General features: G+C 57.5%; 22 protein-coding genes. 10 read left to right on the top strand and 12 right to left on the bottom strand.

The annotated features are described in order from the left end of the window. Nucleotides 1–25 precede the first annotated feature (25 nt). The 5 genes from ACIP6G_RS09630 to ACIP6G_RS09610 all read left to right on the top strand — a co-directional run bounded on the left by ACIP6G_RS09630 (nt 26) and on the right by ACIP6G_RS09610 (nt 6,007). On the top strand, nt 26–1,021 hold the full coding sequence (locus tag ACIP6G_RS09630; RefSeq protein WP_105656603.1) for a glycosyltransferase family 2 protein: 996 nt from the start codon (nt 26–28) through the stop codon (nt 1,019–1,021). Further along, a complete protein-coding gene (locus ACIP6G_RS09625; protein ID WP_105656604.1) occupies nt 1,018–2,361 on the top strand; it encodes a polysialyltransferase family glycosyltransferase in 1,344 nt (447 codons plus the stop codon). The genes ACIP6G_RS09630 and ACIP6G_RS09625 overlap by 4 nt, the downstream gene beginning before the upstream one ends. Continuing rightward, nucleotides 2,358–3,383, top strand: a complete 1,026-nt coding sequence (locus tag ACIP6G_RS09620) for a hypothetical protein (protein ID WP_105656605.1) — start codon at nt 2,358–2,360, stop codon at nt 3,381–3,383. Before ACIP6G_RS09625 ends, ACIP6G_RS09620 begins: the two co-directional genes overlap by 4 nt. An 8-nt stretch (nt 3,384–3,391) precedes the next feature. Beyond that, on the top strand, nt 3,392–4,624 hold the full coding sequence (locus ACIP6G_RS09615; RefSeq protein ID WP_400289719.1) for a DUF6716 putative glycosyltransferase: 1,233 nt from the start codon (nt 3,392–3,394) through the stop codon (nt 4,622–4,624). Between the two features lie 297 nt (nt 4,625–4,921). Beyond that, nucleotides 4,922–6,007, top strand: a complete 1,086-nt coding sequence (locus ACIP6G_RS09610; RefSeq protein ID WP_105656607.1) for an inositol-3-phosphate synthase — start codon at nt 4,922–4,924, stop codon at nt 6,005–6,007. Between the two features lie 188 nt (nt 6,008–6,195). On the opposite strand, the gene ACIP6G_RS09605 is transcribed toward ACIP6G_RS09610, so the two are convergent. Together ACIP6G_RS09605 and ACIP6G_RS09600 are read right to left on the bottom strand one after the other, a co-directional pair. Then, complete coding sequence (locus ACIP6G_RS09605; protein WP_255209577.1) at nt 6,196–6,318, bottom strand: hypothetical protein; 123 nt, start codon at nt 6,316–6,318, stop codon at nt 6,196–6,198. Between the two features lie 583 nt (nt 6,319–6,901). Next, nucleotides 6,902–8,353 carry a CCA tRNA nucleotidyltransferase gene (locus ACIP6G_RS09600; RefSeq protein ID WP_105656608.1) on the bottom strand — a complete coding sequence of 484 codons (1,452 nt, stop codon included), beginning with the start codon at nt 8,351–8,353 and terminating at the stop codon, nt 6,902–6,904. Between the two features lie 124 nt (nt 8,354–8,477). Between ACIP6G_RS09600 and ACIP6G_RS09595 the strand changes: the two genes are divergently transcribed. The 5 genes from ACIP6G_RS09595 (at nt 8,478) to trxA (ending at nt 13,889) form a co-directional block, all read left to right on the top strand. Next, nucleotides 8,478–9,017, top strand: a complete 540-nt coding sequence (locus ACIP6G_RS09595) for an NUDIX domain-containing protein (protein ID WP_105656609.1) — start codon at nt 8,478–8,480, stop codon at nt 9,015–9,017. A 37-nt stretch (nt 9,018–9,054) separates the two neighbouring features. Further along, the gene (murJ, locus tag ACIP6G_RS09590) at nt 9,055–10,758 is read left to right on the top strand and encodes a murein biosynthesis integral membrane protein MurJ (RefSeq protein WP_286134650.1); all 1,704 of its coding nucleotides are present in this window, start codon (nt 9,055–9,057) and stop codon (nt 10,756–10,758) included. Nucleotides 10,759–10,884: 126 nt separating this feature from the next. After that, nucleotides 10,885–12,471: a hypothetical protein gene (locus ACIP6G_RS09585; RefSeq protein ID WP_400289716.1), complete on the top strand. Its 1,587-nt coding sequence runs from the start codon at nt 10,885–10,887 to the stop codon at nt 12,469–12,471. 100 nt (nt 12,472–12,571) lie between these two features. After that, nucleotides 12,572–13,537 (top strand): thioredoxin-disulfide reductase, encoded by a 966-nt coding sequence (gene trxB / locus ACIP6G_RS09580; RefSeq protein WP_400289714.1) that lies wholly within the window; start codon nt 12,572–12,574, stop codon nt 13,535–13,537. A 28-nt stretch (nt 13,538–13,565) separates the two neighbouring features. Beyond that, complete coding sequence (trxA, locus tag ACIP6G_RS09575; protein WP_105656613.1) at nt 13,566–13,889, top strand: thioredoxin; 324 nt, start codon at nt 13,566–13,568, stop codon at nt 13,887–13,889. A 112-nt stretch (nt 13,890–14,001) separates the two neighbouring features. Here the strand turns inward: trxA and ACIP6G_RS09570 are convergent, their stop codons facing one another. The 10 genes from ACIP6G_RS09570 to rpmH form a co-directional block, all read right to left on the bottom strand. Beyond that, a complete protein-coding gene (locus ACIP6G_RS09570) occupies nt 14,002–14,214 on the bottom strand; it encodes a hypothetical protein (RefSeq protein ID WP_400289712.1) in 213 nt (70 codons plus the stop codon). Nucleotides 14,215–17,659: 3,445 nt separating this feature from the next. Beyond that, on the bottom strand, nt 17,660–18,007 hold the full coding sequence (locus ACIP6G_RS09565) for an ATP-binding protein (RefSeq protein ID WP_400289709.1): 348 nt from the start codon (nt 18,005–18,007) through the stop codon (nt 17,660–17,662). Nucleotides 18,008–20,213: 2,206 nt separating this feature from the next. Next, entirely contained in the window at nt 20,214–21,407 is a 1,194-nt protein-coding gene (locus ACIP6G_RS09560; protein ID WP_400289706.1) for a ParB/RepB/Spo0J family partition protein, read from the bottom strand. A 198-nt stretch (nt 21,408–21,605) separates the two neighbouring features. Next, entirely contained in the window at nt 21,606–22,529 is a 924-nt protein-coding gene (locus tag ACIP6G_RS09555; protein ID WP_105658699.1) for a ParA family protein, read from the bottom strand. A gap of 177 nt (nt 22,530–22,706) precedes the next feature. Beyond that, on the bottom strand, nt 22,707–23,348 hold the full coding sequence (rsmG, locus tag ACIP6G_RS09550; RefSeq protein ID WP_105662203.1) for a 16S rRNA (guanine(527)-N(7))-methyltransferase RsmG: 642 nt from the start codon (nt 23,346–23,348) through the stop codon (nt 22,707–22,709). 46 nt (nt 23,349–23,394) lie between these two features. Continuing rightward, complete coding sequence (locus ACIP6G_RS09545) at nt 23,395–23,922, bottom strand: R3H domain-containing nucleic acid-binding protein (RefSeq protein ID WP_133833763.1); 528 nt, start codon at nt 23,920–23,922, stop codon at nt 23,395–23,397. 2 nt (nt 23,923–23,924) lie between these two features. Then, the gene (gene yidC / locus ACIP6G_RS09540) at nt 23,925–24,899 is read right to left on the bottom strand and encodes a membrane protein insertase YidC (RefSeq protein ID WP_400289703.1); all 975 of its coding nucleotides are present in this window, start codon (nt 24,897–24,899) and stop codon (nt 23,925–23,927) included. Beyond that, nucleotides 24,899–25,276, bottom strand: coding sequence for a membrane protein insertion efficiency factor YidD (gene yidD / locus ACIP6G_RS09535; protein ID WP_105662201.1), 378 nt, complete (start codon nt 25,274–25,276; stop codon nt 24,899–24,901). The genes yidC and yidD overlap by 1 nt, the downstream gene beginning before the upstream one ends. Next, a complete protein-coding gene (rnpA, locus tag ACIP6G_RS09530; RefSeq protein WP_105658694.1) occupies nt 25,276–25,629 on the bottom strand; it encodes a ribonuclease P protein component in 354 nt (117 codons plus the stop codon). The genes yidD and rnpA overlap by 1 nt, the downstream gene beginning before the upstream one ends. Before the next feature lie 64 nt (nt 25,630–25,693). Then, nucleotides 25,694–25,831 (bottom strand): 50S ribosomal protein L34, encoded by a 138-nt coding sequence (rpmH, locus tag ACIP6G_RS09525; protein ID WP_075972541.1) that lies wholly within the window; start codon nt 25,829–25,831, stop codon nt 25,694–25,696. Nucleotides 25,832–26,056: the final 225 nt, after the last annotated feature.

Below are 26,056 nucleotides of genomic sequence, written 5' to 3'. Positions count from 1 at the left end.
GCATGAGGAAGGCCTTGAAGCACAGATGAGTTTGATCCCCGGGCGCATTTCCGTGGTTATCCCCGCCTATAACCAAGAAGCATATATTTGCGATGCCTTGTCATCGCTGGTCCGGCAGAAGCTGGGACGCTGGGAGCTGGAAGTGCTCGTGGTTGATGACGCTTCCGATGACCAGACTGCTGCCCTGGTTCGCAGCTACCAAGACCAATTGCCTGGCCTGAACCTGATCTCGCTGCCTGAGAATGCCGGAGTTTCTGCCGCCCGCAATGCCGGGTTGGAACAGGTCACCGGCGAATACTTCACCTTCCTCGACCCCGACGACTGGTACTCCCCCGAGCATTTGGAAGCCCTGGCGGAATCCTTGACCGAACTGCACGTGGACTTCGTGCGTTGCGATCATGTGCGTGTCACCGGCACCAATCGCGTCATCCACCGCGCCCCGCAGGCGTTGCGCGGCATGCCGCTGAACCCGGCCGATGACATTGAACCTATCGATTCGCCGTCCATGGTGGACTACGCCTTCGTGTGGGCGGGCATGTACCGCACCGACCTGATGCGCGCCCGCGAACTGATGTACTTCGACGCGCAGTTGCACAGCGCCGAAGACCGCCTCTGGCTATGGAAGCTGCATCTGAACACCGAGCGCTATTCCGTCGTTTCCTCCCCCGGGGTGTTCTACCGCCGCGGCCTGCCCGGCTCGCTGACCCAGGTCTTCGATCACCGTCAGCTCGGCTTCATTCCGGCCTACTCGCAGATCCTCACCGAGGTGCGCTTGCACCCGGACGCGGATCGCCACCTGCCCAAGGCAATGCGGCAGTTCTTCGCCATCGTGTGCCACCACGAGAAGCGCGCGAAGAACTACCCGCCGGAAGTCCGCTTGGAGATGAAGCAGAAACTGCGCCAGGTATTCACCACTATTGATGCGCCGATGGCCCGCCAGGTTGCCCTCGAGATGGACGTTGCCCGTCGCCGCCATATTCTCTCCTTCCTCCAGCCAGGTCAGATCGGGGCCGCCAAGTGATCGCACTGATTGAAGCCAGCAGCTATTTCCAGCTTGCTTCTCTGGCCGCGATGGCCGATGCAGGACTGCTCCCCGAGGCAGATGAACGAATTCTCGTCTTGGCTAACGGCTCGCAGGTTCCGGAACTGACTACTGCGTTGGATGAAGTCCCGGGCTTCGAGAAGCTTGCCGCCCGCTTTGACCGCGTGGTGGATTTCGCTGCGCTGACCTCCCCGCGTCGCCCGGCACAGTTCAACCCGCGTGAGGACGAGCTGCATATTTTCGAACGCCTCCTGCGCAGCGCTTGGGATCTGGGCAATGAACCCTTGACCTTGGTTCTGGAATCCATCCAGGTCAATCCGGCGCGTGCGCTGGCGCGTATTTTCTTTGATGCCCAGCTGTGGATCCACTCCGACGGCTTGATGTCCTATGGCCCAACCCGTAATCGATTGCCAATGCCGCTTCGCCAGCGCGTCATGGGCACCATCCATGTGGACTTGGTTCCAGGACTGCAGCCTCACCTGCTCGCAGAGCTCGAGCCGCGGCGCGAGGTCTTGGCCACCGGCGGCCTGGCTGCAATCTTCGGCGAACTGGCCCAGGGGGCAGAATTCGATCTGCCAACCGGCAGTGCGCTGATCCTCGGCCAGTACCTGGGTTCCTTGGGCCTGATGGATGCCGAGGAAGAATTCGAGCTGCATCTGGAGATGCTCAACGAGGTGGCCCGCCGGGAAATTTCCACCGTCCTGTTCAAGGCGCACCCATCGGCCAGCGCCACCTCAGCGGCACGCTTGTCTGCAGCCGCCAGGGACATGGGGCTGGATTTCCGGTTGGTCGGCACCGATCATCTGGCGGAAACCGTCATCGCGGCGGTACGTCCAGCCGTGGTGATCTCCTGCTTCTCCACGGGCTTGGCCACCGCCAAGTACATCCTGGATACCGAGGTCTACGCAGTGGGCACCGGCAGACTGCTCCAGGCGCTGGCTCCCTACGAGAATTCCAACCGCATCCCGTTGTCCATCATCCATGCCTTGTTCGTCCAGGACGTGCCGGTTCCGGCGCACGGTGGCGGCAGCGACCGCCTCACCGAACTGCTGGCTGCCGTGGCCTACTGCATGCAGGCCGCGCAACTGCCTCACCTGCGCGAGCAGGCCGAGTCCTTCTTGTCCGCGCACTACCCGGAGTTCTCGGCTCATTTCAAGCGCCGGCGCATCACCAGGCTCGAGCTGCCTCCACGTTGGGCGCACATCAGCTCGCGCCGCTCGCTGCCTTCCAAAGTCCGCGGGGCCTCGCGCCGTGTGCTGCGCAATGGTTCCAAACAGCTGGACACGCTTTCCAAATCCCTGAGCCGACTGGCAAAATGACCCTCACCATGATGAAACTGACTCAACATGACACCCACGAGGTGCCACGCCCGCGTTTCGGCACCGCGCACGTTTGGGTGGAGTCGCCACTGCAGCTGCTTTCGGCGGTAGAAACGCATGCAGCGGGGCTGCTGGGCACGGACATCCGGATCATCCCCCGTCAGGGAATGCCCCTGGAAGCCACGACGCAGGCAATGCTGAATCATGCCCCTGCAGGGGTTCATTTTGAACCGGCCGCTCGTAAGCCTCCGCAGCCCAAGGGCGCTGCCGATCGGTATGTCACCGGCGACGCCTACTCGGGCAAGATCCAGCGCACGCTGCTGGCAGGCGTACGGGCCAAGGAAATCGTGATCATCGATGACGGCATGGCTACGCTGGCCCTGATCAAGCAGCTCATTTCCGATGAGCCCACCCCGTTGGTGCGCGCCCGGACCAGGAATTCCGCAGCACGCGTGGCCATGGGGTTGGCGACCTGGCATCGCTTGCGCCAGCTGGCCCGTGAAGATCGCCTGCTGATCGTTTCAGCGCTGTATGTCGACCCGGCATCCCGTCAGAAGATGGCTGATCTGGGGATCAAATTCGCGCAGCACAAGTTTGAATGGCTCGCTACCCAGCCGGTAGCCGAGCAGTTCACCGAACCTACCTTGCTGATCGGTTCGGCGATGGTGGCTGATGAGCTGATTTTTGAGCAGCCGTATCTGCGCTGGATTGAGCAGATCGCTTCCGAAGGCCCGGTTGCGTACTTCCCGCATCGCCGTGAAACTCCCGAATTGCTGGAGAAGATCTCGAGGATTGATCAGGTGGTGCTCAAGGAGCACACCGTTCCCATTGAAATGCGTTTGCGTGTCCTGCGACCAGGCCAGGAGATCCGAGCCTTGCCTTCCACGGTGATTCCATCCCTGCGCCTGTTGCTGGGTCCTGATGCCCGCTGCCTCTATCCGCAAGCCGTGATTGACAGCTGGTGGACCCCTGGCACCCCATCCGAGTTGCGCGAGCACCTATCCAGTTCATTGAAGGTGTGAATCAGCCGATGAAGCCATCAATACTTGCCATTGCCGACTCGGATTCCTATCTGAAGCTGGCAACGAGCTTCCTGAACCGCCTAGGTCCCTCATGGGATCGCAAGGTGTATTTGGTGCGGACCCCGGTGATGCCGACCGCCGACCAGATCGCAGCCGCCTTTGATGGCACGGATCTGGATCCGGATATCCTGCAGGTGATTTCCGTATCCCAATTAGAAGCCGACACCGTAGATGAAGACATTGTTTTCGCTTCGGCCACCGGGCCGGTAGTTGCCGAGATCTACTCTCGCATGCTTCGCACCGAACCGACTGATGGCCGGTGCACCGCACTGATTTCCGCCCTGCCCGGCGTGGCATTCCCCGCCACGCAGAAGGGGTGGAACTATCGTCGAGCCGGCGATGCGTTCATTTGCCATTCGCATGCCGAAGCCCGTGATTTCTCATTCATGATCGAAGGCCAGATAGGGCACCAGCCGACCATCATGGTCAGCAAGCTCCCGTTCTTGCACTCGGCAGGATTCCCGCCAGCGCAAAAGCAGGTGGTCGAACGCTTGGTGTTCGCGCCGCAAGCTAAGGTACCTGCCCAAGAGAGCGAACGCGAGTCGATCCTGCTGGCTCTCGAGCAGGCCAGCAAGATGAATCCCGAACTTGAGGTGATCGTCAAGCTCCGCGCCAAGGCCGGTGAGCCCCAAACGCATCTCGAGGCGTTCCCGTACGATTCGCTGTTCGAAAAGTTGCAGTCCGACCGGCGGATCGGGACCGAGTCGCGCCTTCGCTTCGATACCGGATCGATGAGTGAAGCATTGGCCGAAGGCAGCGCCTTGGTGACAGTGTCTTCGACTGCTGCCTTGGAATCAATTGATCGCGGGTTGCCAACGCTGGTCCTTTCCGACTTCGGCGTCAGCGCGCAGATGATCAACACGGTCTTTGTTGCCTCCGGCATCATCGGCACCTTGGATGACGTCGCCGGCTTGAGCTTCGGTGAACCTACCAAAGCCTGGTTGCGGGAAAACTACTTCCACAGGGTGGACCACAGTTTCGTTCAGTCCCTCGAAATTCTCGCGCAGCGAGCTCGTGCTGGAAAGCTGCACACCGATCCGGAAATGCTGGCGCATATTCGCCGCCAGCCTTTGCGCCACCGCCTCAGAACCACGTTGCCTGCACCGCTAGTCAGGGTTTTGGTGAAGTTGCGGCACCGCTTCGGGCCAGCGCGCAGAAATGGCGCCAACTCCTGGTCATGACCAACTAAGCATTAGCTCATGAAATGAATTCATGGACTGAATCCATCGTCACCGTCAGGAGTATCCAGCTCTTTGGTGCTTTACATGTTATTGGTGCATCTGCGCTGAGGCAGTGGAATAATCACCTCGGATTCGCTAGCCCAGAGAGGCCGCCGCGATAGTTATTCGGTGATACCGGGCACGATTGGGAATGTTTGCGCTCCATTAAGACTTAAGATCATTATGGGTCAATTTGCGCAATGCGCTTTTGCGCGCCCTATTGCCCAAAGGTTTTATACATTTCAATAAGGAGTTCATGTGTCGGCGAACCCGATTCGCGTTGCCATCGTAGGCGTAGGCAACTGCGCCACTTCCCTTATCCAAGGTGTTGAGTACTACCGAAACGCCGATGCTGATTCCACGGTTCCAGGTCTCATGCATGTGCAGTTCGGCCAGTACCACGTGGGCGACGTTCAGTTCGTTGCCGCCTTCGATGTCGACGCCAAGAAAGTCGGGCTCGACCTCTCGGAAGCCATCTTGGCCAGCGAGAACAACACCATCAAGATTGCCGACGTTCCAACCACCGGAGTGACCGTTCAGCGCGGCCACACCTTGGATGGCCTGGGCAAGTACTACCGCGAGACCATCGAAGAGTCTGCAGCCGAGCCAGTTGACATCGTCCAATCCCTGAAGGACAACGAAGTCGATGTCCTGGTTTGCTACCTGCCAGTTGGTTCCGAGCAGGCCGCCAAGTTCTACGCACAGTGCGCCATCGACGCAGGCGTTGCATTCGTCAATGCCCTGCCAGTATTCATCGCCGGCACCCCAGAGTGGGCGCAGAAGTTCACTGACGCCGGTGTGCCAATCGTTGGCGACGACATCAAGAGCCAGATCGGCGCAACCATCACCCACCGCGTGATGGCCAAGTTGTTCGAAGACCGCGGCGTTGTCCTGGACCGCACCTACCAGCTGAACGTTGGCGGCAACATGGACTTCAAGAACATGCTCGAGCGCGATCGCCTGGAGTCCAAGAAGATCTCCAAGACCCAGGCAGTCACCTCGAACACCTCCGCCGCCCTGGGCGAAGACGACGTGCACATCGGCCCAAGCGACTACGTTGCATGGCTTGATGACCGCAAGTGGGCTTTCGTCCGCCTCGAGGGCCGCAACTTCGGCGATGCTCCGGTCAACCTGGAATACAAGCTGGAAGTTTGGGACTCGCCAAACTCGGCCGGCGTGATCATCGATGCCGTACGCGCAGCGAAGATCGCCCTGGACCGCGGCATCGGCGGTCCGATCCTGTCGGCTTCGAGCTACTTCATGAAGTCGCCACCAGAGCAGTACGACGATGAGACTGCACGCAACAAGGTGGAAGCCTTCATTCGCGGCGACATCGAGCGCTAGCCCTCCGCGTTAGCGGAAAGGCAATGGCCAGGACCGTTCGGTCCTGGCCATTGCTGTATTCGAAAGTGCTCTGGATGCGGAGAAGCCCGCCGGCTGGCAGGCCGGCGGGCCTCTTGGCGATGCCTTGCGAGTTCATCATGGGTACCTCGGATTCTTGTCAGCTGGCAACGGTAATGGCGTTGCCGGCCCTAGCGAATTCGAAGGTACATTTCTGGTGGCACGTGGTTCTTCAGCTCACGCTGACGCATGCGGCGGTTGAACTCGGTGCTATCAAGGTTGGTGAACTTGCGCTTGTCTTGACGCTTTTTCATTTGCTGTCCCTCCCTTCGGTCAAAGTAGAAGGGGAGGGAAGATCTTGGCGCGTGGTTGAAATGGCGCGAGCTTTCAGGCTTTCTGGTCCTGCGAAGATTAATTCCGAGGTGCGAACTGCCCGTTGAGCGGATGAGGAGAACAGTGGACTAGGCATGAAAAAAGTTCCTAAGGGTGAGAGTCGATTACTGACCTGCAACCTCAGGAACTTATGCGGGATTTACCGTGAGTTAGGAATCCGCTTGTCCGGAGGTTGGGGAAATGAGCTTGCACAGACGAGACATGGGAGAGCCGCCAATAAATCGCGCTCCGCGATGAGTCTCTGTGTACCAATTGGTATTAATCATTTCGCCACCTCCTAAAATCTGCTCTCGGCCGGCCATGGATGCCATGGGGCCTCTTTGAAAAGTTTTCTCGATCCGCAAGTCTCATTGAGACTTCCCAATCACAGTATTCAGCATACATGGATTAACCCCGATGCGCTACAAATTTGCGCAGAAACTTTAGGCACTTTCCCGGGGACGGCAAAAGCACCCGAAGCCATGCGGATTTCAGGTGCTTTTCCCTTGGTGCTCAGGTCAGAGGTTACCCCTCGGTAGCCGATTCCTGGGCTTCAGGCTGTTCTTTCCACCAGGCGCGCAAGCGCTCAGTGGCGATTTCCGCGCCGAGCGGACCTTCGTCCAAACGCAGTTCCAAGAGGAACTTGTATGCGCGGCCAACGACCTTGCTCGGCTTGATTCCCAACAGGTGCATGATCTGCTCGCCGTCGAGATCCGGGCGGATTGACTGGAGCTCTTCTTGCTCGGCAATCTGCGCGATGCGCGCCTCGAGGTCGTCGTAGGCAAAAGCCAGGCGGTCGGCCTTCTTGCGATTGCGGGTGGTGACATCCGAACGGGTCAGGCGGTGCAGATGCTCGAGCAGGTCTCCAGCATCGGTGACGTAACGGCGCACCGCCGAGTCGGTCCAGCCGGCCTCGCCGTAGCCATAGAAGCGCATGTGCAACTCGACTAGTCGGGCTACGGACTTGGTGGTGTCCTTGTCGAAACGCAGGGCGCGCATACGCGCCTTGACGAGCTTCGAACCCACCATGTCATGGTGGCGGAAGGATACCGCGCCGCTTGGTTCAAATTTGCGGGTCGCCGGCTTTCCGATATCGTGCATCAGCGCCGCGAAGCGCAACACGAAGTTCGGGCCGGGAACAGGTCCCTCTTCGTCGGTTTCCAACGCCATGGCTTGTTCCAGCACGGTCAGCGAATGCTGGTAGACATCCTTGTGCCGGTGGTGCTCGTCAATTTCCAGACGCAGTGCCGAGACTTCGGGCAGCACCTTATCGGCCAGGCCAGTTTCCACCAGAAGGTCGATTCCCGCGCGCGGGTCTGCACCGTTGATCAGCTTGACCAGTTCATCGCGAACCCGCTCGGAGGAAATGATGTCGATCCGATCGGTCATTCCGCTCATGGCTTCGCGCACCTCTGGACTGACTTCGATCTTCAGCTGCGAAGCAAAACGGGCAGCACGCATCATGCGCAGCGGATCGTCAGAGAAGGAGATATCAGGTGCACCAGGGGTGCGGATGGACCCGTCTTCCAGCGAGCTTACGCCGTCGAAAGGATCCACCAGCTCGAGCTGCGGCAAGCGCAGAGCCATCGAGTTCATGGTGAAGTCCCGACGGAAGAGATCGTCGTGCAGGTTATCACCGAAGGCAACGATCGGCTTGCGCGACTCCTTGTCATAGGCATCAGCGCGGTAGGTCGTGACCTCTAGCGTGTGTTCGCCCTTCTTGAAGGCAATAGTTCCAAACTCGCGTCCCACATCCCAAACGTTATCGGCCCAGCCGGAAATCACCTTGATGGTTTCTTCCGGGCGAGCGCTGGTGGTGAAATCGAGGTCCGGGGATACGCGTCCCAAGTACAGATCCCGAACCGGCCCACCTACCAGCGACAATTCATGGCCCGCCCGAACAAAACGGTCGGCCAAGTCGAAAATAACCGAGGGCAGGATTTGACGCAGTGCGTCAGGCGAGGGAAGTGCATGCATAGTTACTTAAGCGTGCCAGAAATCCCGGAAGAATGCTTGAAATTCCGACGGATTTGCCTGCGAGATAACTTACTTGTCCACGTCGATCAGGCGGCGAACGGTACTTTCTCGATAGAGTGGTTCCATGAACCGACCGATCCCGTCTGCCCCAAAGCGCACCCCATTGACTGCGTCAATGGCTCGCGCGCAGGCAACTGGCGGTCACACGAGCCTGCCGACCGTGGAAGAAGTCTCTTCCGGCGGCATCGTGATCGACTTCAACGACCCCACCTTCCCAGTGGCCATCATTGCCCGGTACAACCGTGGCGGACGGCTGGAATGGTGCCTGCCCAAGGGCCACCCGGAGGGCGTGGAAACCAATGAGGAAGCGGCTATCCGCGAAATCGAGGAAGAGACCGGCATTGCCGGACGCATCCTCGCCCCGCTGGGTTCGGTCGACTACTGGTTCACCGTGACGAATTACCGTGTGCACAAGACCGTGCACCATTTCCTGCTGGAAGCTACCGGCGGGCATCTGACGATCGAGAATGATCCCGATCATGAAGCCGTCGATGTTGCCTGGGTCCCCATCGGTTCCCTGGGCAAGCGCCTGTCCTTCCCTAATGAGCGCCGGATCGCTGATCTGGCACGCGAGGTCCTTACAAAGCATGTCTCAGGTTCCTAATCCATCTGCGGGCTCCGATCAGCTACACACCGGAGCCATGGACGTAGTCGCCGGACCTCCCCCGCAGCAGGCAGCTCAGCCTGTTGGCTCGCGCTCCAGGATCTATGCCCTGATGGCCTCCGGCACGATGGTCTCCCGCTTGCTGGGCTTCGTGCGCACGGCCTTGCTGGCGATGGCCATTGGTTCGGTCACCTCGGTGGCTGACATCTTTGAAAAAGCCAATATCATCCCGACTATCATCTACATGCTGCTGGCCGGCGGCATTTTCAACGTCGTGCTGATCCCGCAGCTGATCAAGGCCTCCAAGGCGAAGGACCGCGGCGCCGCGTACACGTCGAAATTGGTGACGCTGACCGTCGTGGGCATGGGTATCCTGACTCTGATCCTCACGCTCTGCGCCAGGCCATTGATCACAGTGCTCACCAATAACTGGACCGAGCCGATGATCGCGTTGGGAACGGCCTTTGCCTACTGGTCGCTGCCGCAGATCTTCTTCTATGGGCTCTACGCAGTACTGGGCCAGGTGCTGAACGCGAATGGCCGCTTTGCCGCATTCATGTGGGCTCCTGCGGTCAACAACATCATCCAGCTGATCGTCATTGGCGCTTTCATCCTGACTTTCGGCGCCTACTCTTCGGGCGACCCGATGCAGGATTGGAGCGGCGTCAAGACCATGTGGCTGGCTGGCGGTGCCACCTTGGGTATCGTATTGCAGTCGGTGGCGCTGTTCTGGCCACTGAAGAAGACCGGGCTGAAACTGACACTGGACTTCCAATGGCGCGGCATGGGACTGCGCCACGTGGGCAAGCTGGCGATCTGGACCCTGGCGGCCATGGTGATCGGCAATCTCTCCTCGCTGGTGTACTCCAAGATCGTGTCCGGAGCTACCGCGGCTCGAGCGCAGCTGCCTCCCGAACAGGCCGCCTCGGTAGCCGGCGAGTACGCCTTGAACACCTCGCAGTTGATCACCGTGCTGCCGCACTCCCTGTTCGCGCTGACCGTCGCCACCGTGCTGTTCAACGACTTCGCCCGGGCATTTACCGAGAACCGCCGCAAGGATGTTGGCAAGCTGCTCAATCAGGGCATGCGCTCCACCGCAATCCCTATCGTGTTCTGCACGCTGGTCTTCATCGTGCTGGCCGGACCGCTAGGCAGGCTCTTTGCCGGCAACTCCGAGAATGCTGCGCAGGCCGCGGGCGCTCTCGGGCAGCTGCTGGTGCTCACCGCGCTTGGGCTGCCGTTCAAGTCCTTGCAGTTCTTCATGCTGCGTGTCTTCTACGCAGAGGAAGATACCCGCACCCCGATGCTGATCCAGTCGGCCACCGCCGGGCTCGGATTGATCTTGGCGTTCGCCGCTGCAGCCGTGGTCGATCCACTGCATATCGCCGCCGCCATTGCCTTCATCTACGGCTTGACCAACGTGCTGACCTGCATCGGCACCCACTATCTGATCAAGCGCCGCTACGGCAACTACGGTGTTTCCTCTGTCATCGACACCTACATTCGAGTCGGTTGGATGGCTACGCTCTCCTCCATCATTGGATGCATCGCGCTCTGGCTGCTGGGTGGATTCAACTTCGGATTCGCCTACGACTCCGTATTCAGCGCCCTGGTTTCGGTGGCTATTGTCGCGCTGGTGATGGGCATCGTCTTCATTGGCTTGCTGTACAAAACCAAGGTCCCGGAGCTCCAGTCGTTCCTGGGTCCGATCCTTCGCAGAATCCCGGGACTCAATCGCTGATGGTCCGCTGAAACTTGCTAGTGATTCTGGGCAAATAGGCACCAAATAGCTTGATCTGACCGGTAACATGGCAGGTGGTGGTCCGTGGACCGCCACCGAACCAAAATCAACCCCTTGGAGATGCACGTGTCGCAGCCAATCGATGTCGGCTCTGTCCTCAGCGGTCGCTACCAAGTAACCGAGAGTGTCCTTTCATCAGCTGAAGGAGACTTGGTACTCGGTGGCGTAGACCAGGTACTGAACCGCTCGGTCAGCATCATGGTGGCTTCCGTGGAGAATTCATCGCAGCTGGCAACGAGCGCACGCGAAATCGCCATGGGCGAGCGCGCTTCGAACGTTCAGGTGCTGGATCTGGGCATCACCGATGCCAACCAGACCTACCTCGTCGCCAACACCGCGCGTTCCTCGGACCTGCTGGACCTGGTTTTGGAAACCGACGACGCTCCATATGTTGAGCCGTTCTTCACCGACACCCTGGGCACCGAGATCTTCGGCGAGTCCCGCCAGGCCGTCCCAGAGACCTATGAGGACGACAACGAGTACTACGACCAGCTGCAGTACGAAGACGAACCAGAGCAGCAGGGCAAGATCGGTTCCGCCTTGGCTGGTGGCTTCGCGGGACTGAAGAACCGGTTCGGCAAGAAGAACCAGGAACAGCCTGAAGAAGAACAGTTCGACCAGACTGCGCCTAATGAGCAGGTTCCCGCCACCATGGCTACCCCGGTCGCGCCAGCTGAAAAGCCAGCGGCCGAAGACAAGCCGAAGGTCTCCCGCCTGGAAGACGAAGACGAGCCTAATGTCACCGCAACCGCGGCCCTGGCTGCCGCTGCGCAGTCCAAGGGCAAGACGCCGGCCAAGCCTACCCAGAAGCCTGCCGAGGAAGACGAGAAGCCGGCAAAGAAGAAGGCTGCAGCAGCTGGAGCCGTAGCCGGCGCAGGCGCCGCTGCGGGTGCCGCCGCTGCCGCTGCTCCGAAAGCCTCGACCTTCCCCGCAGCTGCCAAGAATGCTCCTGCCCAGGACCCCCAGGTCGGCGAAGTGGAAGAGGAAGAAGGCGGTTCCAAGGGAACTCGCCTGCTGGTTGGCGCCGTCTTGCTCATCGTGCTGATTGTTGCAGTCGTGTTCGCTTTCAACTTCCTTGGTGGGGACAAGAACACCACCGCCGATGGCGAGCAGCCAACTGCCGTGGAGTCCCCGGAAAAGCCATCCGAGACCGAGAAGGAAAAGGACTCAACTGAGGACGCCTTGCCTGCTCCGAAGATCGACGACGTATCCCGCCTGGTTCCCGGCAATCAGCAGCTGAACTCCGAAACCGATGGCAAGCTGGGCCAGATGATCGACGGCAACGCCTCGAGCACCTACTCAACGTACTCGTACACCACCGCTGATTTTGGCGGCTTCGCTTCCAACATGGTCTTCATCCTGGAACTGGACGAGAAGTCCAAGATCTCCGAGGTCAATCTCGAGGGCCTGAACGGCACCGGCGGCAACTACGAAATCCTCGTCGGCGAATCCGAAGACCTGGGCGATGCCAAGTCGGTAGCCAAGGGTTCATTCTCCGGTCCTTCGGTATCGGTAACTGCCAAGGACGACGACAAGGACTACATGGAAGGAACCCACGTGTTCCTGGACATCACCGACCTGCCTCGCAAGGCATCCGGCGGCAATGATTCACGTCCATTCGGTCTCCAGATCGGTGAATTCTCCGCCAAGTAATAGAAGCGGAATTTTTTACGAAAGCAATGCGTTGAGGTGGATAGTGAGGTTAGACCTTGCTATCCACCTCGCATTATTAGAACGAAAGGGTTCTACCCCCGTGACTTCAGCACAGAACGACGAAATCCGCGACGTCATCATTGTCGGCTCCGGTCCGGCCGGTTACACCGCCGCGGTTTACACCGCCCGTGCGAATCTGAACCCACTAGTCATCGCCGGCTCAGTCACTGCCGGCGGCGAACTGATGAACACCACCGACGTGGAGAACTTCCCAGGCTTCCCCGAGGGCATCATGGGCCCAGATCTGATGGACAACATGCAGAAGCAAGCCGAACGCTTCGGCGCCGAGATCCTCTTCGACGACGTCACCGAAATGAACCTCGAAGGCGAAATCAAGACGCTGTCCCTGGCTGACGGCACCATCTACCGTGCTCGTGCTGTCATCGTCTCCACCGGCTCCGCCTACCGCGAGCTGGGCCTGCAGGATGAAAAGCGCCTCTCTGGCCATGGCGTCTCCTGGTGCGCCACTTGCGACGGGTTCTTCTTCCGCGACCAGACCATCGCCGTGATCGGCGGTGGCGACTCCGCCATGGAAGAAGCACTGTTCCTGACCAAGTTCGCCTCCAAGGTCATCGTCGTGCACCGCCGCAACGAGCTACGCGCTTCGAAGATCATGGCTGACCGCGCCCTGGCCCACGAGAAGATCGAATTCATCTGGGACTCCGAAGTCATCGGCATCAACGGTGCCGATAAGGTCGACGGCTTGGTCGTGAAGAACCGCACCAGCGGTGAAGAATCCACCGTGGACGTCACCGGTATCTTCGTGGCCATCGGCAACGACCCACGCGTGGATCTGGTCAAGGACCAGCTGCAGCTGACTTCCGAGGGCACCATCGCCGTTGAAGGCCGCACATCCAAGACCTCGCTGCCAGGTGTCTTCGCCGCCGGCGACGTCATCGATTCCACCTACCGCCAGGCCATTACCGCGGCCGGCTCGGGCTGCGCCGCGGCCCAGGACGTGGAGCACTACCTGGCCAACGTTTCCGAAACCCTCGCTACCGCCTAATAGTTTTCTCAGAAAGGGGTTGTCTCTCATGAGCAACGCAAAAGCAGTAACTGAAGCAACCTTCCAGGCCGATGTCCTGGATGCCGACAAGCCAGTGATCGTCGATTTCTGGGCTGAATGGTGCGGCCCTTGCCGCCAGCTCGGTCCAATCCTGGATCAGATCGCAGAAGAGCACGCTGCGAAGGTCGACGTCGTGAAGGTCAACGTCGATGAGAACCAGGCAATTGCCGCGAAGTACGGCATCACCAGCATCCCAGCCGTATACGTCTTCAAGGGCGGCGAGCATGTCGCTACTTCCATCGGTGCCAAGCCGAAGGCTGTCATCGAAAAGGACTTCGCAGAATACCTGTAAGCCAAGAACATGATTGAAGTGGGGATCAACCGCAAGGTTGGTCCCCACTTCTTATTCAACCGTGGCGCCGCGAGAAGTTCACTTGCTTTCGTTTTCTGGCCGTTTCCGAGCCTTACCCCAGCTCAGGTTGAGCCGGTTCTTCATCTGAAGGCTCTTTTGACATGCTGTTGCGAATATCCAAGGCAAAATATTTGTTTTTATTATTCTGGCTCTGTTCTATGACGCTTTGCACCGTTCTTTGGCACCCGTCAGCCAAGATGCGCATTTCATGCTCAGCAATGGACCCGGCAAGTTCGGGTTCGCATTTGATCGTTTCTCTGGCCACCTAGACAGGTTCCCGAATTCTGAATCTTGATGTCCTATGCAAAATTCAGCGATCCGCAATCTCCGTATTTCTAGCCCTTCAACTTCGGCCCACAATTCCAGACTTCACTGTGAAGGGCCGCGGAAACGCATCCGGATACGCCGCACATGCTAGCTGATTGGATGTGCTTTCTGAGAGACAGCCAAAACCAATTCCTCATGGGACTATCCGCTTCCGGTCGAAATTGCGTCAAATTCTGTCCATGGGTAATCCAGGCCATGCCGACTGCCGCATCCCCGTGTCGCCGCGACACTCAGTTTTCATGGGCGTCTTTAGCTGGAACAGCATCTCTTGGTCTTGATTATTGGGGAGGGTTCAACGCGCAGTGAGAACTGCCAGGGCTAACGGAGTTCCAGGGAATTAGCGGAGCACTCCCCTTCCGCGTATCCACTGGTTGCTCACTGAGCCTACTGTTTCGCCGTCAATCGTCAGAATCCATGACGCTATCTCTTCCAAAGTCCGAACGGTTCAGCAACGAGTTCCTGAGGACGTTCTCCGGCTAAACTGGCACGCAGTAAGCAGAACAGAATCTTTCGGCTTGTGAGTTGTTGTCGTAAGTCAGTTGCTGCGGCCCAAACCATGTTTCGTGCCGATACGTCATCACCCACTGCGCAACTGTCACATGGGCCGCTGGGTAATGATGAGGTGCGACCTGTCGAAGATTGAATGAATCTGAGGTCGATTGCCGTGGAGCGAACGAGCCACATCATCGCTGAATAGCTGTTCATACCCATCGGGGCGAAGCTTGCCGGTAGAACCTGCATCAGGGACAAAGGCCTTAGACTCATGCTCGTTGCCCTACTGTCGACTCGCGAAGAGAAGGCCTGAATCTCCAATCTGCTAGTGATCGGAGGGGTTTCTCTCTGATCAGGTCATTGCGATTCTGCACTAGGTCCTAGTGCAATCAACTAACTCTGAACAGCGCGCTACCTATCTTTCGGGAAGTCGGTTTCCCCGAGGGCCAGTACTAACCCCACATATAAGTTCTTTCATTCACACGCTTCCCTCCTTCAGGTTCTCTTGCCTTTCAATTAATGGAGGTCTTCGCCCAGTTCTCCAACCCTGAGAAATTTAGGTTGATCACTACTACGGACTTCGGCACCTGGGGCTTCGCACTCCACGGCATCATGCCTACCTATTGCGCGGCTGGTGCATGGACAGCTTGGTCCGAATGCCCGCGCTAGTTACCTTGGGGCTTTTTTCTAGTGAATAGTTCCTTCGGACCGGGATAAAAGCAGGAGCGGGTTGAGCCGGGTTTGCGAAGACTCTAGTGAACCTATTTCACCGCTAATCCTCCTACTCTCTTGGATTGAAGGTTGTGATCCTTCTGGATTTCCCTTCGCTCACCTTGCTCATGAGCGGGATCTGGAGCACTGCCGGGCCGCTCATGCCCGACAGGGCTCCCGGAGACCCATACATCCGCCTAGGACGCGCTTCTGCGGCCTCATAAGTCACTCCTAAGGCTTTCTGGCCATCTGTTGCCTCGACCCCTCCCTAGGGCCTTGGCGTCATTTCCTCCTGTCAGCTGCTGGCGTTGAAGTGGTTGGACGATCGTATCCAGGCTTCACCTTCCGCGCGCATGGGACCAAGGGTCAAGTTATCCCTCGGCATCTCGCGACGCTCTTACTTTCCTGCACGCCGTGCGTGCTCGCCGGGTTTTTGGCGCTGGAACGAACTTCCTCATGTCCGCGCCGCAAGCCGCAGACTGATCACTGTCCTCTCACGTAGGCACCGGCCAGACAGGTCCTCTCCGGCGCTCGTACAGGCCTACGCATGTATTCAGCAAGCTTCTTATGCCTCATCTCAGCAAAGGCTGTCAGCCTGCGGGTAGTGGGTATAGCATCATTAGCTATTCATTTCGGGGGCGGGGTGCCCAGGTCGTGCGTGGCCGCTCCATTCTGTGCAACGTCAAACCTGCATGTGCTTTCATGTCGTTCTGGTTGTTTCACGTGAAACACCAAGCGCATCGTTGAATTCAGGACAATCAAAGGGCGGTCTAGTTACTGTTTCACGTGAAACACGTTTCGCTTCGCAGACGTCAGCAGGTTCGAAGGGCGGTCTGGATTATGTTTCACGTGAAACGTTGCTTCAAGGCAGCTGCTTTCAGTGTCCATGTTGCGGTTCCGCTCCCCACCAGTCGCAGTCGCCGATTCAAGAAATTCGAGAGACGGTGACACGATTTCATGACAGCTCGAACTCGGATTTCTAGAGATCTGGATGTCGGTTCGGCAAGGGTGCGCACCAATGTTAATCCCACACCTGCGTCAGGAATCTTAATGGAGTCGTTGATTCTCATCAGCGTGCCCTGGCTCAGGGTGCGCGTAATGGCTTCGGGAAAAGCTAGTACCACTCCCCCATCGCACGGCATGGCGCATTCGACATAAGAAGTTCCGGTCATGCCCGCAACGCCAACTGAAGATCGCCTTCTTATCGTCAAACGGAATCGGACCTGTACCGTCCAATTCTCCCTACGCCAGCTCGGCATTGGTCAGCAAACCGGACGGTTCTTCGCCCGATATGGATGGTTAGGCGAAGACAGCCTCTCCTCAGGGTGAACCAAGCAATCAGTATTCGCCGAGGCATCAACCTCGGCACCATTGGCCTCACCCCAGCGGACAATCGGCGGATTGAACCTGGTTAGCACCGACTTCTGTTAATAACGATCGGCTGCATCAACGGCCGCAGCACCGAATGGAACGTAATCCACCTTGACGATGATCAACAGTTTGTATTGCATAAGACGCAGCAACTCATGAGTCGATTTCCCTCCGTGATGCGCCGCCACCAACCTTTACGCGCAGCCAGAGCTGTTCATCGAAGAGCATTGGATACCACTGCCGGCAGGCTTTGACACCCAGCGCAATACGCGAGTTAGTATTCACCGCCCATGGCGGTCCTCTACAGGTCACGAGCATAGCTGTCGGGATGATCGCCGTCCTGGCCCGGCAGGCTTCACGATTCCATCCCTCATCATGTGCTGGATCAACATGCTACTTGCACGTCCGACAGATTGATGGCATTTTCATGGCTCTCGCCAACTGCTCAATCGTTTCTTCCGAAGTACGCATTACTGGTCATCATGAAAGTCGTGGATGTCCAGGCAAGGGATTCTATTGCCGGCCGATACCTAGCGTGACGCGACCACGCGGCCGTGGTCGTGGCCAAATAACGGTTGTGCGTCGGATCTTGCTCAACGCACAACGCAGTAATCTGCACATGTGCCGGATCGGTAATCATCTGGTGCTTGTGAATATTCGGTGGTTTGAGAGCCACCCAATATTGCGCTTCTGGGCCAGTCGTTATTGTGGTTCAGATCCACCCAATAGTCTCCCTTAGAGCCACCTGCCGGATCATCAGTCCGGCAGGCAGTCCTGAACGAGGATTCCATCGAATCAACGCCCCGTGGCTAATGCTCCGGCCGAGAGTACACCTCACACATGTTGAGCCCACCGGTCTCAACCCAAATCGTATCGTGCACGACATGATCCATGATCGCGTCGGCCATCGCACCAGCGTCCAGCCGGGCACGCCAATCCGATTGCTTGTACTGCGTACAGAAAATGGTGGATGCAGCGTCATACCGCCACCCTATGAGCTCGAAGATGATTCTCAGCAACCCGCCGGCTGGAGGATCCAAAAGCCACTCATCCATCAGCAAGACGCAACCACCGGCGCGCGCGGACAGAATACTGGGTGGCTCAGAACCGCAATACTGGCGGCTCTCGAAAAGTCCAATATTCAGCTTGTCCAGCACCGCGGAGGATCAGCCACCACCAACTGGCCGCAGACCCTCTATCCATGGTCACCGTGGAATCAACAATCCGGCCAATGTCTGAAGGATGCACCAAATAATTATTGCGGCCCAGACTCATGCTATAGGTCCTTCTCCATCGTGCCCGATGGCTGAGCCCGGTACTGATGGCATCGAAGGCGAGATGATCATTGTGCCTAGAGCCTACGGCGACCGGTCGATGCTCCGGACCTGGATCGGGCTGAACGGTGTACATTGGCTTTCGGTAGACACCCGTCGAGCTGTTTGCTGAGATTCTGAAGGGAAGAGGATTCAAGCAACTGGTTGCATTCGGTTTGCTCTTTGAACTCAGAATCTCTCGGTGGAGCCAGAATGGTCCTGCTAGCCAGCGGCTCGGCAAGCACTGAATTGGCTTCCGTGTCTTTCCTTTTGCTTCCGAATCGCGGATTCACGGTCCCAGATTCTGCTCTTGAGGACCGCGTCATCATCGTCGTTCTAGCTCCACATCCCAACGCTCAGATCCGGGCATTGCCAACTAGGAATCATCAGCGCTTTGAACACCCTCAAATGCGACAGCCTCATCATCAGCTCCGGCAGCATCAGAGCCTGGTCGGATCCGACAGGTGTCCGTAGCTTGGGGAACCACAGATCCACTTGCGCGGCTTGCCCTGATTCGTGGACCAGCCGGTCCGCAGGGCCCACGTTCGTGTATTCCGGACATAGCAGTGCGACCCGGTTCTTCAACGTGGAGATGGAATTCGTTCATTCGATTCGTTCGTCGATGGCCGTCGCCGGCATGCGCGGATACTCGCAGACCAGCCTGCGGGTTTCTGGTTCGAAAGCGTCAGCGATGGAACCACGCTTCGTCTACAGGTCATTTGCAGACTCGGTGACTGCCAATGCTGAGCATACGGTGTTACGTGGGATGCCAAGTCGCCGCGAGATCGCCGTTATTGGCACGCTTTCTGCTCAATGCAGTCGACGGATCTCTGCGTACTGTTCCACATTGATCCTTCCCTCAGAATGTCTGTTGAATGGATCAGGTGGGGTGAATATTCAAAAGTCGTTCAATGGTTAGCATTCAGTTAGCGTTGGCACCCCTCCGAACTTGCCCCCGGTTGGTCCTGCCATAAGTCCATAGCGGCCTTCCTTGGCCCTTCACGGCCTTCGTGCGAGCCTTCCTCTCCCCTACCCGACTCCCGGCTCTCGTGGCGTCGCTACACGCCCACCTTGCTGCTCAGAGAGTCATCACGGTATGCCTGACTATCTGATCTTGCTGTTCCAGAATATGCTGTATGCAGTCCTTGCTCAACGCCGTTGCATATCTGCCCTAAGCAAGAACGATGAAACATACCCTTGGAATCGCCCGATACGGCTTCTCGGTCCAATGTTTTCGGAGTTGTGCTCAGTTGCGGACAGCATCCTGGCTCCCTTGCACATCAGTCCTCGAACAATCTAAGAAGCATGGCTGACACATGCCACTGCGCATTAGATGGAGTAGAGCCAGGCAGGGATAGACCGCGAAAACCATCAGTGTCTCTACTGATCGCACCTTGTGTTCTCCTTCGCACTGGAAGGTAGCCGGAATACTGTGCACCAAATGCGGCACCTATCGCCCCGGATGTCCTACCAAGCAGAATACTGGCTGCCCAAATCCGTATCCGCGGGGGTAGTTCCCGCAGCCAGGCGGGTCGAATCATGCGTTCTATCCTCTTCCCGTTCTCCGTTGAATTCATTAAGTGGAGGCATTTCGGTGACCTAAACTGAATGGCTCGCTGATCCTCAGGAGCAGGCATCGGAGAATGGTTACGAAGCGAGGTGAAGGGCTCGGCTCAGCGATGCGGTGCCAATCCCGAACCTGGTACGGTGTGTCCTGCTTTCTCTACATTTCTGGACAGTGTCGTGGCTACTTCGTGCTCATGCCATCGGCGTGTACGTTCCCTCTTTGATAAGCCAACGGCGGATGCCAACAATCAGTTTTATGCTTGCTGTGGTTCATGATCCATTTGATGCGAAAGCTATGCGGGCACACCTAAGTATCCGTTTATGAACAGCAGCGGTTTCCTACCCACCAACGATTCATCTCCATGTGCCGCCCTCATACTTGGTTGGCAGTAACCTCGCATGGAGTATTTGTTCCACGTGAAACACAGGCTCTAGATACACGAAAGGCGCATGTTTCACGTGAAACATGCGCCAGTACATGAAATTACGAGTTCATAGTCGGATCAATAACCTGCATGATGCGGTTCAGATCATCCACCGAAGCGAACTCGATGCTGACTTTGCCCTTGCGGCTGCCAAGCTGAATCTTGACGTTAGTGTCCAAGCGGTCCGCGAGCGAAGTTGCCAGGAAGTCCAGGCGTTCATTGCGCTGGGTCTCTCGCGCCTTCTTTGCTGGCTTTCGTGGCTTGTCGTCACTGAGTGCCACTGCTTCTTCGGTCGCGCGCACGGACAAGCCCTCATTGATGATTCGCTGAGCCAGCTGCTCGATGACTTCGTTGTTCGACAGTCCTAGCAACGCGCGCGCATGACCGGCAGAAAGAACGCCAGCCGCAACACGACGCTGAACGAGTGGAGGTAGTTTCATCAAGCGAATCGTATTGGAAATCTGCGAACGGGATCGTCCGATTCGTTCTGAAAGCACTTCCTGGGTGCAATTGAACTCTTCTAGAAGCTGCTGATAAGCAGCGGCCTCTTCCAGTGGATTCAGTTGTGAGCGATGCAGGTTCTCGAGCAAGGCGTCGCGCAACAGATCGGTGTCATGCGTGTCGCGGATAATGGCCGGGATAGTCGCTAGGCCAGCCGCCTGTGTCGCGCGCCAACGGCGTTCACCCATGACCAGCTCATACGGAGCGTCATCTTTCTCGCGGGAAGGGCGGACCACGATAGGTTGAAGCAATCCAATTTCGCGGATCGAATGGATGAGTTCATCCATGTGCTCCTGATCGAAGTTGGTACGCGGCTGCTTGCGATTTGGGTGAATCAGCTGGACGTCGAGTTCAGCGAACTGTGCGCCAGGAACTTCGACAAGATCGGGAGAGTCTGATTTTACAGGTTGCGGCTCGGTCTTCTTAGGTGCTGGTCTCTCAGCTGATGCGTCTTCCTGAGGTGCAGAGGTATTCTTTCCCCCAAGAGTTGTATTCAAGCCAGGCATAGTTGCGCGAGCGCGCTTTGCCGGCTTTGCGGGAGTGGTTGGCGCTTTAGGTGCCGAAGACTTGCGTCCCGGTTCGAAGAACATATCGACAGGACGTGTAGCGCGCGTCTTCGACGCTTCCGCGGCCGGTTCTACAGGAGCTGTTTCACGTGAAACATTCTGGTTTTCTTCAGGAGCCGCCGTCGCCGGTGAGCTGGAAATAAGGGCACCCAGTCCCCTGCCCAATCCCCGCTTCTTATCTGCCATGTTCTTCGCACGCCCTTTCATCCGAAATTTCAGCCCGAGACTAGTCTACTGTTTTTTGGCTTTGAACCGGGGATGCGCACAGTGCGTCAGCTGTGGCTCCCACCGTACGAATCTCGCATCCGCATCAGATAGATCTGGAAAAACAAACGAAAATCTAAGGGGATGATCTTTTTCAGCGTGAAACGTATTTATAAGGTCTTAAGCGCCTCGTTCAGCCATCTCTACGGCTGCTTCGGAGTACGACAATGCACCAGTCGAATTTGGATCATAAGTAATGACGGTCTGCTGGTAGCTCGGCGCTTCAGAGATTCGTACCGAACGAGGGATGACGGCCTTGAGCACCTGCTCTGGGAAGTGCTCACGGACTTCGTTGGCGACCTGCGCGGCCAAATTCGTGCGACCGTCGTACATGGTCAGCAGTATCGTCGAAACCGTCAGCTTGGAGTTCAAATGCTTCTGGATCATTTCAATGTTCTTCAGTAACTGGCTCAGGCCCTCGAGCGCATAGTACTCGCACTGGATAGGGATGAGAACTTCACGAGCGGCAACGAAGGCGTTAACGGTCAGCAGGCCTAGGCTTGGTGGGCAGTCGATGAAGACGTAGTCCAAGCGAGGCAGCCCCTTGCGCTGGCGGGTACGCGCGTAGTCATCCAGGGCGCGCTGCAGGCGCTGTTCGCGGGCTACTAATGAAACCAACTCGATTTCAGCGCCTGCCAGGTGAATGGTTGCAGGAGCGACCTGCAGGGTTGGCAAGTCTGGGCATGTGGCTACTACGTCAGCCAATGGAAGATCATTGATTAACACGTCATAAATGCTGTCTACTTCAGCGTGGTGTTCAATGCCCAGCGCGGTAGAAGCGTTGCCCTGCGGGTCGATATCAATGACCAGGACGTTTAGCCCGCCCTTGGCCAGGGCGGCGGCAAGGTTGACCGTGGTCGTCGTCTTGCCTACGCCACCCTTCTGGTTGGAAATGGTGAAATAGCGGGTCTTCTCAGGCATTGGCACCTTGCGGGCCTCCAAAGCTTCGCGACGACGATGTTCACTAGCTATCTGAGTAGCCAAAGGCGAGGACGAGTCGTTGAAATCAAACGCGCTATCCGATGAATCCTTAGTCTTAGACAAAGGTAAAACTCCTCCTCGTGAATTGATGCACCTAATGCTCATGGCGTGCACCGATAATGTTTCACGTGAAACATTCAAAACAAGTCATGCAGATTGCGAAATGGCTTCATCCTCGAAAACTATGAGGATGAAAGCCATTTCGCTTCTATAACTATTTAACAGACTATCGCGTCAACCTTAGCCAACCTTGATGCGAACCACCGTGGTTGGCTCTGCAAGGATGCTTTCGCCCACAGTGAGCACTTCGGTTTCCCTGCCGCCAAGCTTGCGGATCGCCTTGGTAGCCTTAGCGATCTCTTCGACAGCGGAGCGGCCCTTGATGGCGATGAGCTCGCCCTGTCCGTGTAGCAATGGAATAGTCAGTCCAGCCAAGTTGGTCAGAGCAGATACGGCACGGGCCGTGACATAGCGTGCGTTGACGACGTCGACCATCTGCTCTGCACGGCCACGCATCACGGTGACGTTGTCCAGACCCAGATCATCGATAACCTCGGAGAGCCAGATGCAGCGGCGCTCCAGAGGCTCAATAAGCGTCAATTTGAGGTCCGCGCGGGCGATTGCCAAGCAGAGCCCTGGAAGGCCAGCACCGGAGCCTACGTCGGCTACCTCGGCGTCCTTCTCCATGACCTCTTCGATCACGGCGCAGTTGAGCACGTGACGGGACCACAGACGGGGTACTTCCCGTGGGCCAAGAAGCCCGCGCTCAATGCCCGAGGTCGCCAGATGCTCCACATAGCGCTTGGCAAGATCCAGGCGGTCACCGAAGATCTTCTCGGCAGCCAGGGTCTCTTCTGCAGTAAGGCTGAGGTCCTCAGTCATGGTCGTTGGTCCTTAGGTCGATCAGCACGCTCTCGCGTGATGGTTCTTAGCTGTCCAGTACCGAAATAACGATATGGCGTCGGGTCGATTCACCCTCGGATTCCGAGTGCAGTCCTGCATCGGCGATCACGTCGTGCACGAGCTTGCGCTCGTAGGCGCTCATTGGATCCAAGTGGGTCTTCTCGCCGGTTTCGCGTACCGACGCAATAGCATCTTCAGCGATCTTGCGGAGCAGTTCTGCGCGCTCTGCGCGGTAGCCGGCAATATCCAGGATCAAGCGCGAACGTTCACCGGTAGCAGTGAGCACTGCCAGCCGGGTGAGTTCCTGGAGGGCATCGAGGACTTCTCCATCCTTGCCTACGAGGCTCTCCAACGAGGCGTCTGCGTCCTCGGCAAGGATCGAGATGTAGGTGCGGCCACCGCGGATCTCGATGTCGATATCGCCGTCCAGATCTGCAATGTCCAGAAGCTCTTCGAGGTAGTCGGCGGCGACGTCGCCCTCGTCCAGAACTTCCTGGTCGTCTTCGATCTGGTTTTCCAGTTCTGGTGCGTCGATGTTCTCAGTTGCAGTCATGGCTACTTCTTCTTTCGACGGTTCTTGCGCTGCGGCTGTTCACGCTGGCCCTTGGCCTGTTGCTCCGCCGCGGCGGCGGCAGCGGCGTCAGCGTCTTCCTTCTTCACGCCTACTGGAGGCAGGCCCTTGGCGGCGCGGCGAACGTTAAGTTCGCGCTCTGCTTCCGAACCAGGGGTCGGGTTGTTGCGGATAACCCAGAACTGCTGGCCCAGGGTCCACAGGTTCGAAGCGGTCCAGTAAATCAGCACACCGATTGGGAAGTTGATACCACCGATACCGAAGACCAGGGGCAGGATGTACAGCATCATCTTCTGCTGCTGCATGAACGGGCCCTCGAGGGCCTCCTTGCTCATGTTCTTGGTCATCAGCTGTCGCTGGGTGAAGAACTGCGATGCGGTCATTGCAAGGATCATGACCACCGCAACGATGATCACTGCCCAGTTGATGGCACCGGAATTGATGGTGCCCAAGAAGGTCTCGGACAGCGGAGCGCCCAGGATCGAGGAATTGTCGAAGCTGCGGATGTGCTCAGCGGACAGAGCGCCGATCGAACGTCCATCATCGCTGGCGCGGGAGGCTTCGTTCAGAACGCGGAACAGCGCGAAGAAGAACGGCATCTGCACGAGCAGGGGCAAGCAGGAAGACAGCGGGTTGGTCTTATGCTTCTTGAACAGCGCCTGCTGCTCCTGAACCATAGCCTGGCGCGACATCTGGTCGGTCTTGCCCTTGTACTTGGCCTGCAGCTTGCGCAGATCAGGCTGCAGTGCCTGCATCGCGCGCTGGGACTTGATCTGCTTGACGAACACTGGGATCAGCAAAGTACGGATCAGCAGCACGAGGAAGATGATCGACAAGGTCCAGGTAACACCCGAATCCCCGTTCATTCCAATCGCGGTGAACAGTTCGTGGAATGCCCACAGAACCCACGAGACTACGTACGTAAACGGAGTCAGTATCGTGTCTAGGAAGTTGTTCATCAGTGGTCGAGCTCCTTGCGGCCGCTTTCCGCGGCGTCTTCATCGTCGGGAATCACAGGATGATTCAGAACTATGATCCTCGGCAGTTTGCCTTCTGGCCAAATCCTCGGTCCCTCAGGAACGTGGTCGACGCCTCCGTGGGACCACGGATTGCATCGGAGAATCCGCCAAGTGGTCAATCCGGCGCCTTTGACAACGCCGTGCTGAGTCACTGCTTCGAGCCCATAGGCAGAACAGCTAGGAAAGTATCGGCATACATCGCCATATAGTGGCGAGATGAGTTTTCGGTAAGTCTTGAGCAGCCCGATAACGATGTTGCGTGGGATATCGATGATGAACCACAGCAAACCGGTACGCGGAGCTAAGTCCTTACGCATCAGCGCGCCTCAATCTTGCGCAAAACAGCGGAGAAGGCTGAATTGACCTGGGAGTTGAGTTCTTCCCAAGAGAGTTCGGCGGCGCCAGGAAGTGCACGGAAGACGAAATCGACGTCGCCGTCCACGCGCCGCAGCTCGTGGGCGATTTCCCGCATTCGTCGTTTGGTGAGGTTCCTTTTAACGGCAATACCTACAGCCTTGGAAACAATGAATCCAAACCTGTCACCAAGGAACTCTTCGGTTTCTCGGTGCCGTGCATATAGCACGACGTTCCGGCGTCCGCTTCGGACGCCGGAACGTACAGTGGCTGTAAGGTCTTGCGCTAGGCGCAGTCGCTGATTCTTAGGCAACATCGGCTTCGGGTTGCTCTTTAGCTGAGCTCGTTGAAGTCATGCTGCCAAGAGCTGTTTCGCAAATTTATGCGGACAGCTCGGTGCGACCCTTGCCGCGACGTGCCGAAAGGATGGCACGACCTGCACGGGTACGCATACGAAGGCGGAAGCCATGCTTCTTCGAACGACGACGGTTGTTAGGCTGAAAAGTCCGCTTGCTCACGGTGACACTCCAAAACGTTTTAGATGATGCGTACTACCCGTTACTAGCTAGCTGGATAACAACAGGATGACGCTCGTGCTTTTTATAAAATGCGCTTTTTTCGCGGGCTCTTCCAAAAATGAGCAAGTCGCAAAAAGATGCGCATAGGACTGAATAACAATAGAAAACTATGCGCGCAAGGTCAAATTGGCGCAAGAGTTCTGCCCATGCTCCCTGCTTCGAGAG

This window comes from Glutamicibacter sp. NPDC088483, assembly GCF_044753145.1.
Lineage (GTDB): Bacteria > Actinomycetota > Actinomycetes > Actinomycetales > Micrococcaceae > Glutamicibacter.
This window is presented reverse-complemented; position numbering and strand designations above follow the sequence as displayed.

Excerpts from the sequence above, each read along its gene's own strand:
- ACIP6G_RS09620 (WP_105656605.1), top strand. The coding sequence starts at position 2,358 with ATGACCCTCACCATGATGAAACTGACTCAACATGACACCCACGAGGTG.
- ACIP6G_RS09545 (WP_133833763.1), bottom strand. The coding sequence starts at position 23,922 with ATGACTGCAACTGAGAACATCGACGCACCAGAACTGGAAAACCAGATC.
- ACIP6G_RS09600 (WP_105656608.1), bottom strand. The coding sequence starts at position 8,353 with ATGCATGCACTTCCCTCGCCTGACGCACTGCGTCAAATCCTGCCCTCG.
- trxA (WP_105656613.1), top strand. The coding sequence starts at position 13,566 with ATGAGCAACGCAAAAGCAGTAACTGAAGCAACCTTCCAGGCCGATGTC.
- rsmG (WP_105662203.1), bottom strand. The coding sequence starts at position 23,348 with ATGACTGAGGACCTCAGCCTTACTGCAGAAGAGACCCTGGCTGCCGAG.
- ACIP6G_RS09605 (WP_255209577.1), bottom strand. The coding sequence starts at position 6,318 with ATGAAAAAGCGTCAAGACAAGCGCAAGTTCACCAACCTTGATAGCACC.
- yidD (WP_105662201.1), bottom strand. The coding sequence starts at position 25,276 with ATGCGTAAGGACTTAGCTCCGCGTACCGGTTTGCTGTGGTTCATCATC.
- rnpA (WP_105658694.1), bottom strand. The coding sequence starts at position 25,629 with ATGTTGCCTAAGAATCAGCGACTGCGCCTAGCGCAAGACCTTACAGCC.
- yidC (WP_400289703.1), bottom strand. The coding sequence starts at position 24,899 with ATGAACAACTTCCTAGACACGATACTGACTCCGTTTACGTACGTAGTC.
- ACIP6G_RS09595 (WP_105656609.1), top strand. The coding sequence starts at position 8,478 with ATGAACCGACCGATCCCGTCTGCCCCAAAGCGCACCCCATTGACTGCG.
- ACIP6G_RS09630 (WP_105656603.1), top strand. The coding sequence starts at position 26 with ATGAGTTTGATCCCCGGGCGCATTTCCGTGGTTATCCCCGCCTATAAC.
- murJ (WP_286134650.1), top strand. The coding sequence starts at position 9,055 with ATGGACGTAGTCGCCGGACCTCCCCCGCAGCAGGCAGCTCAGCCTGTT.
- ACIP6G_RS09615 (WP_400289719.1), top strand. The coding sequence starts at position 3,392 with ATGAAGCCATCAATACTTGCCATTGCCGACTCGGATTCCTATCTGAAG.
- ACIP6G_RS09560 (WP_400289706.1), bottom strand. The coding sequence starts at position 21,407 with ATGGCAGATAAGAAGCGGGGATTGGGCAGGGGACTGGGTGCCCTTATT.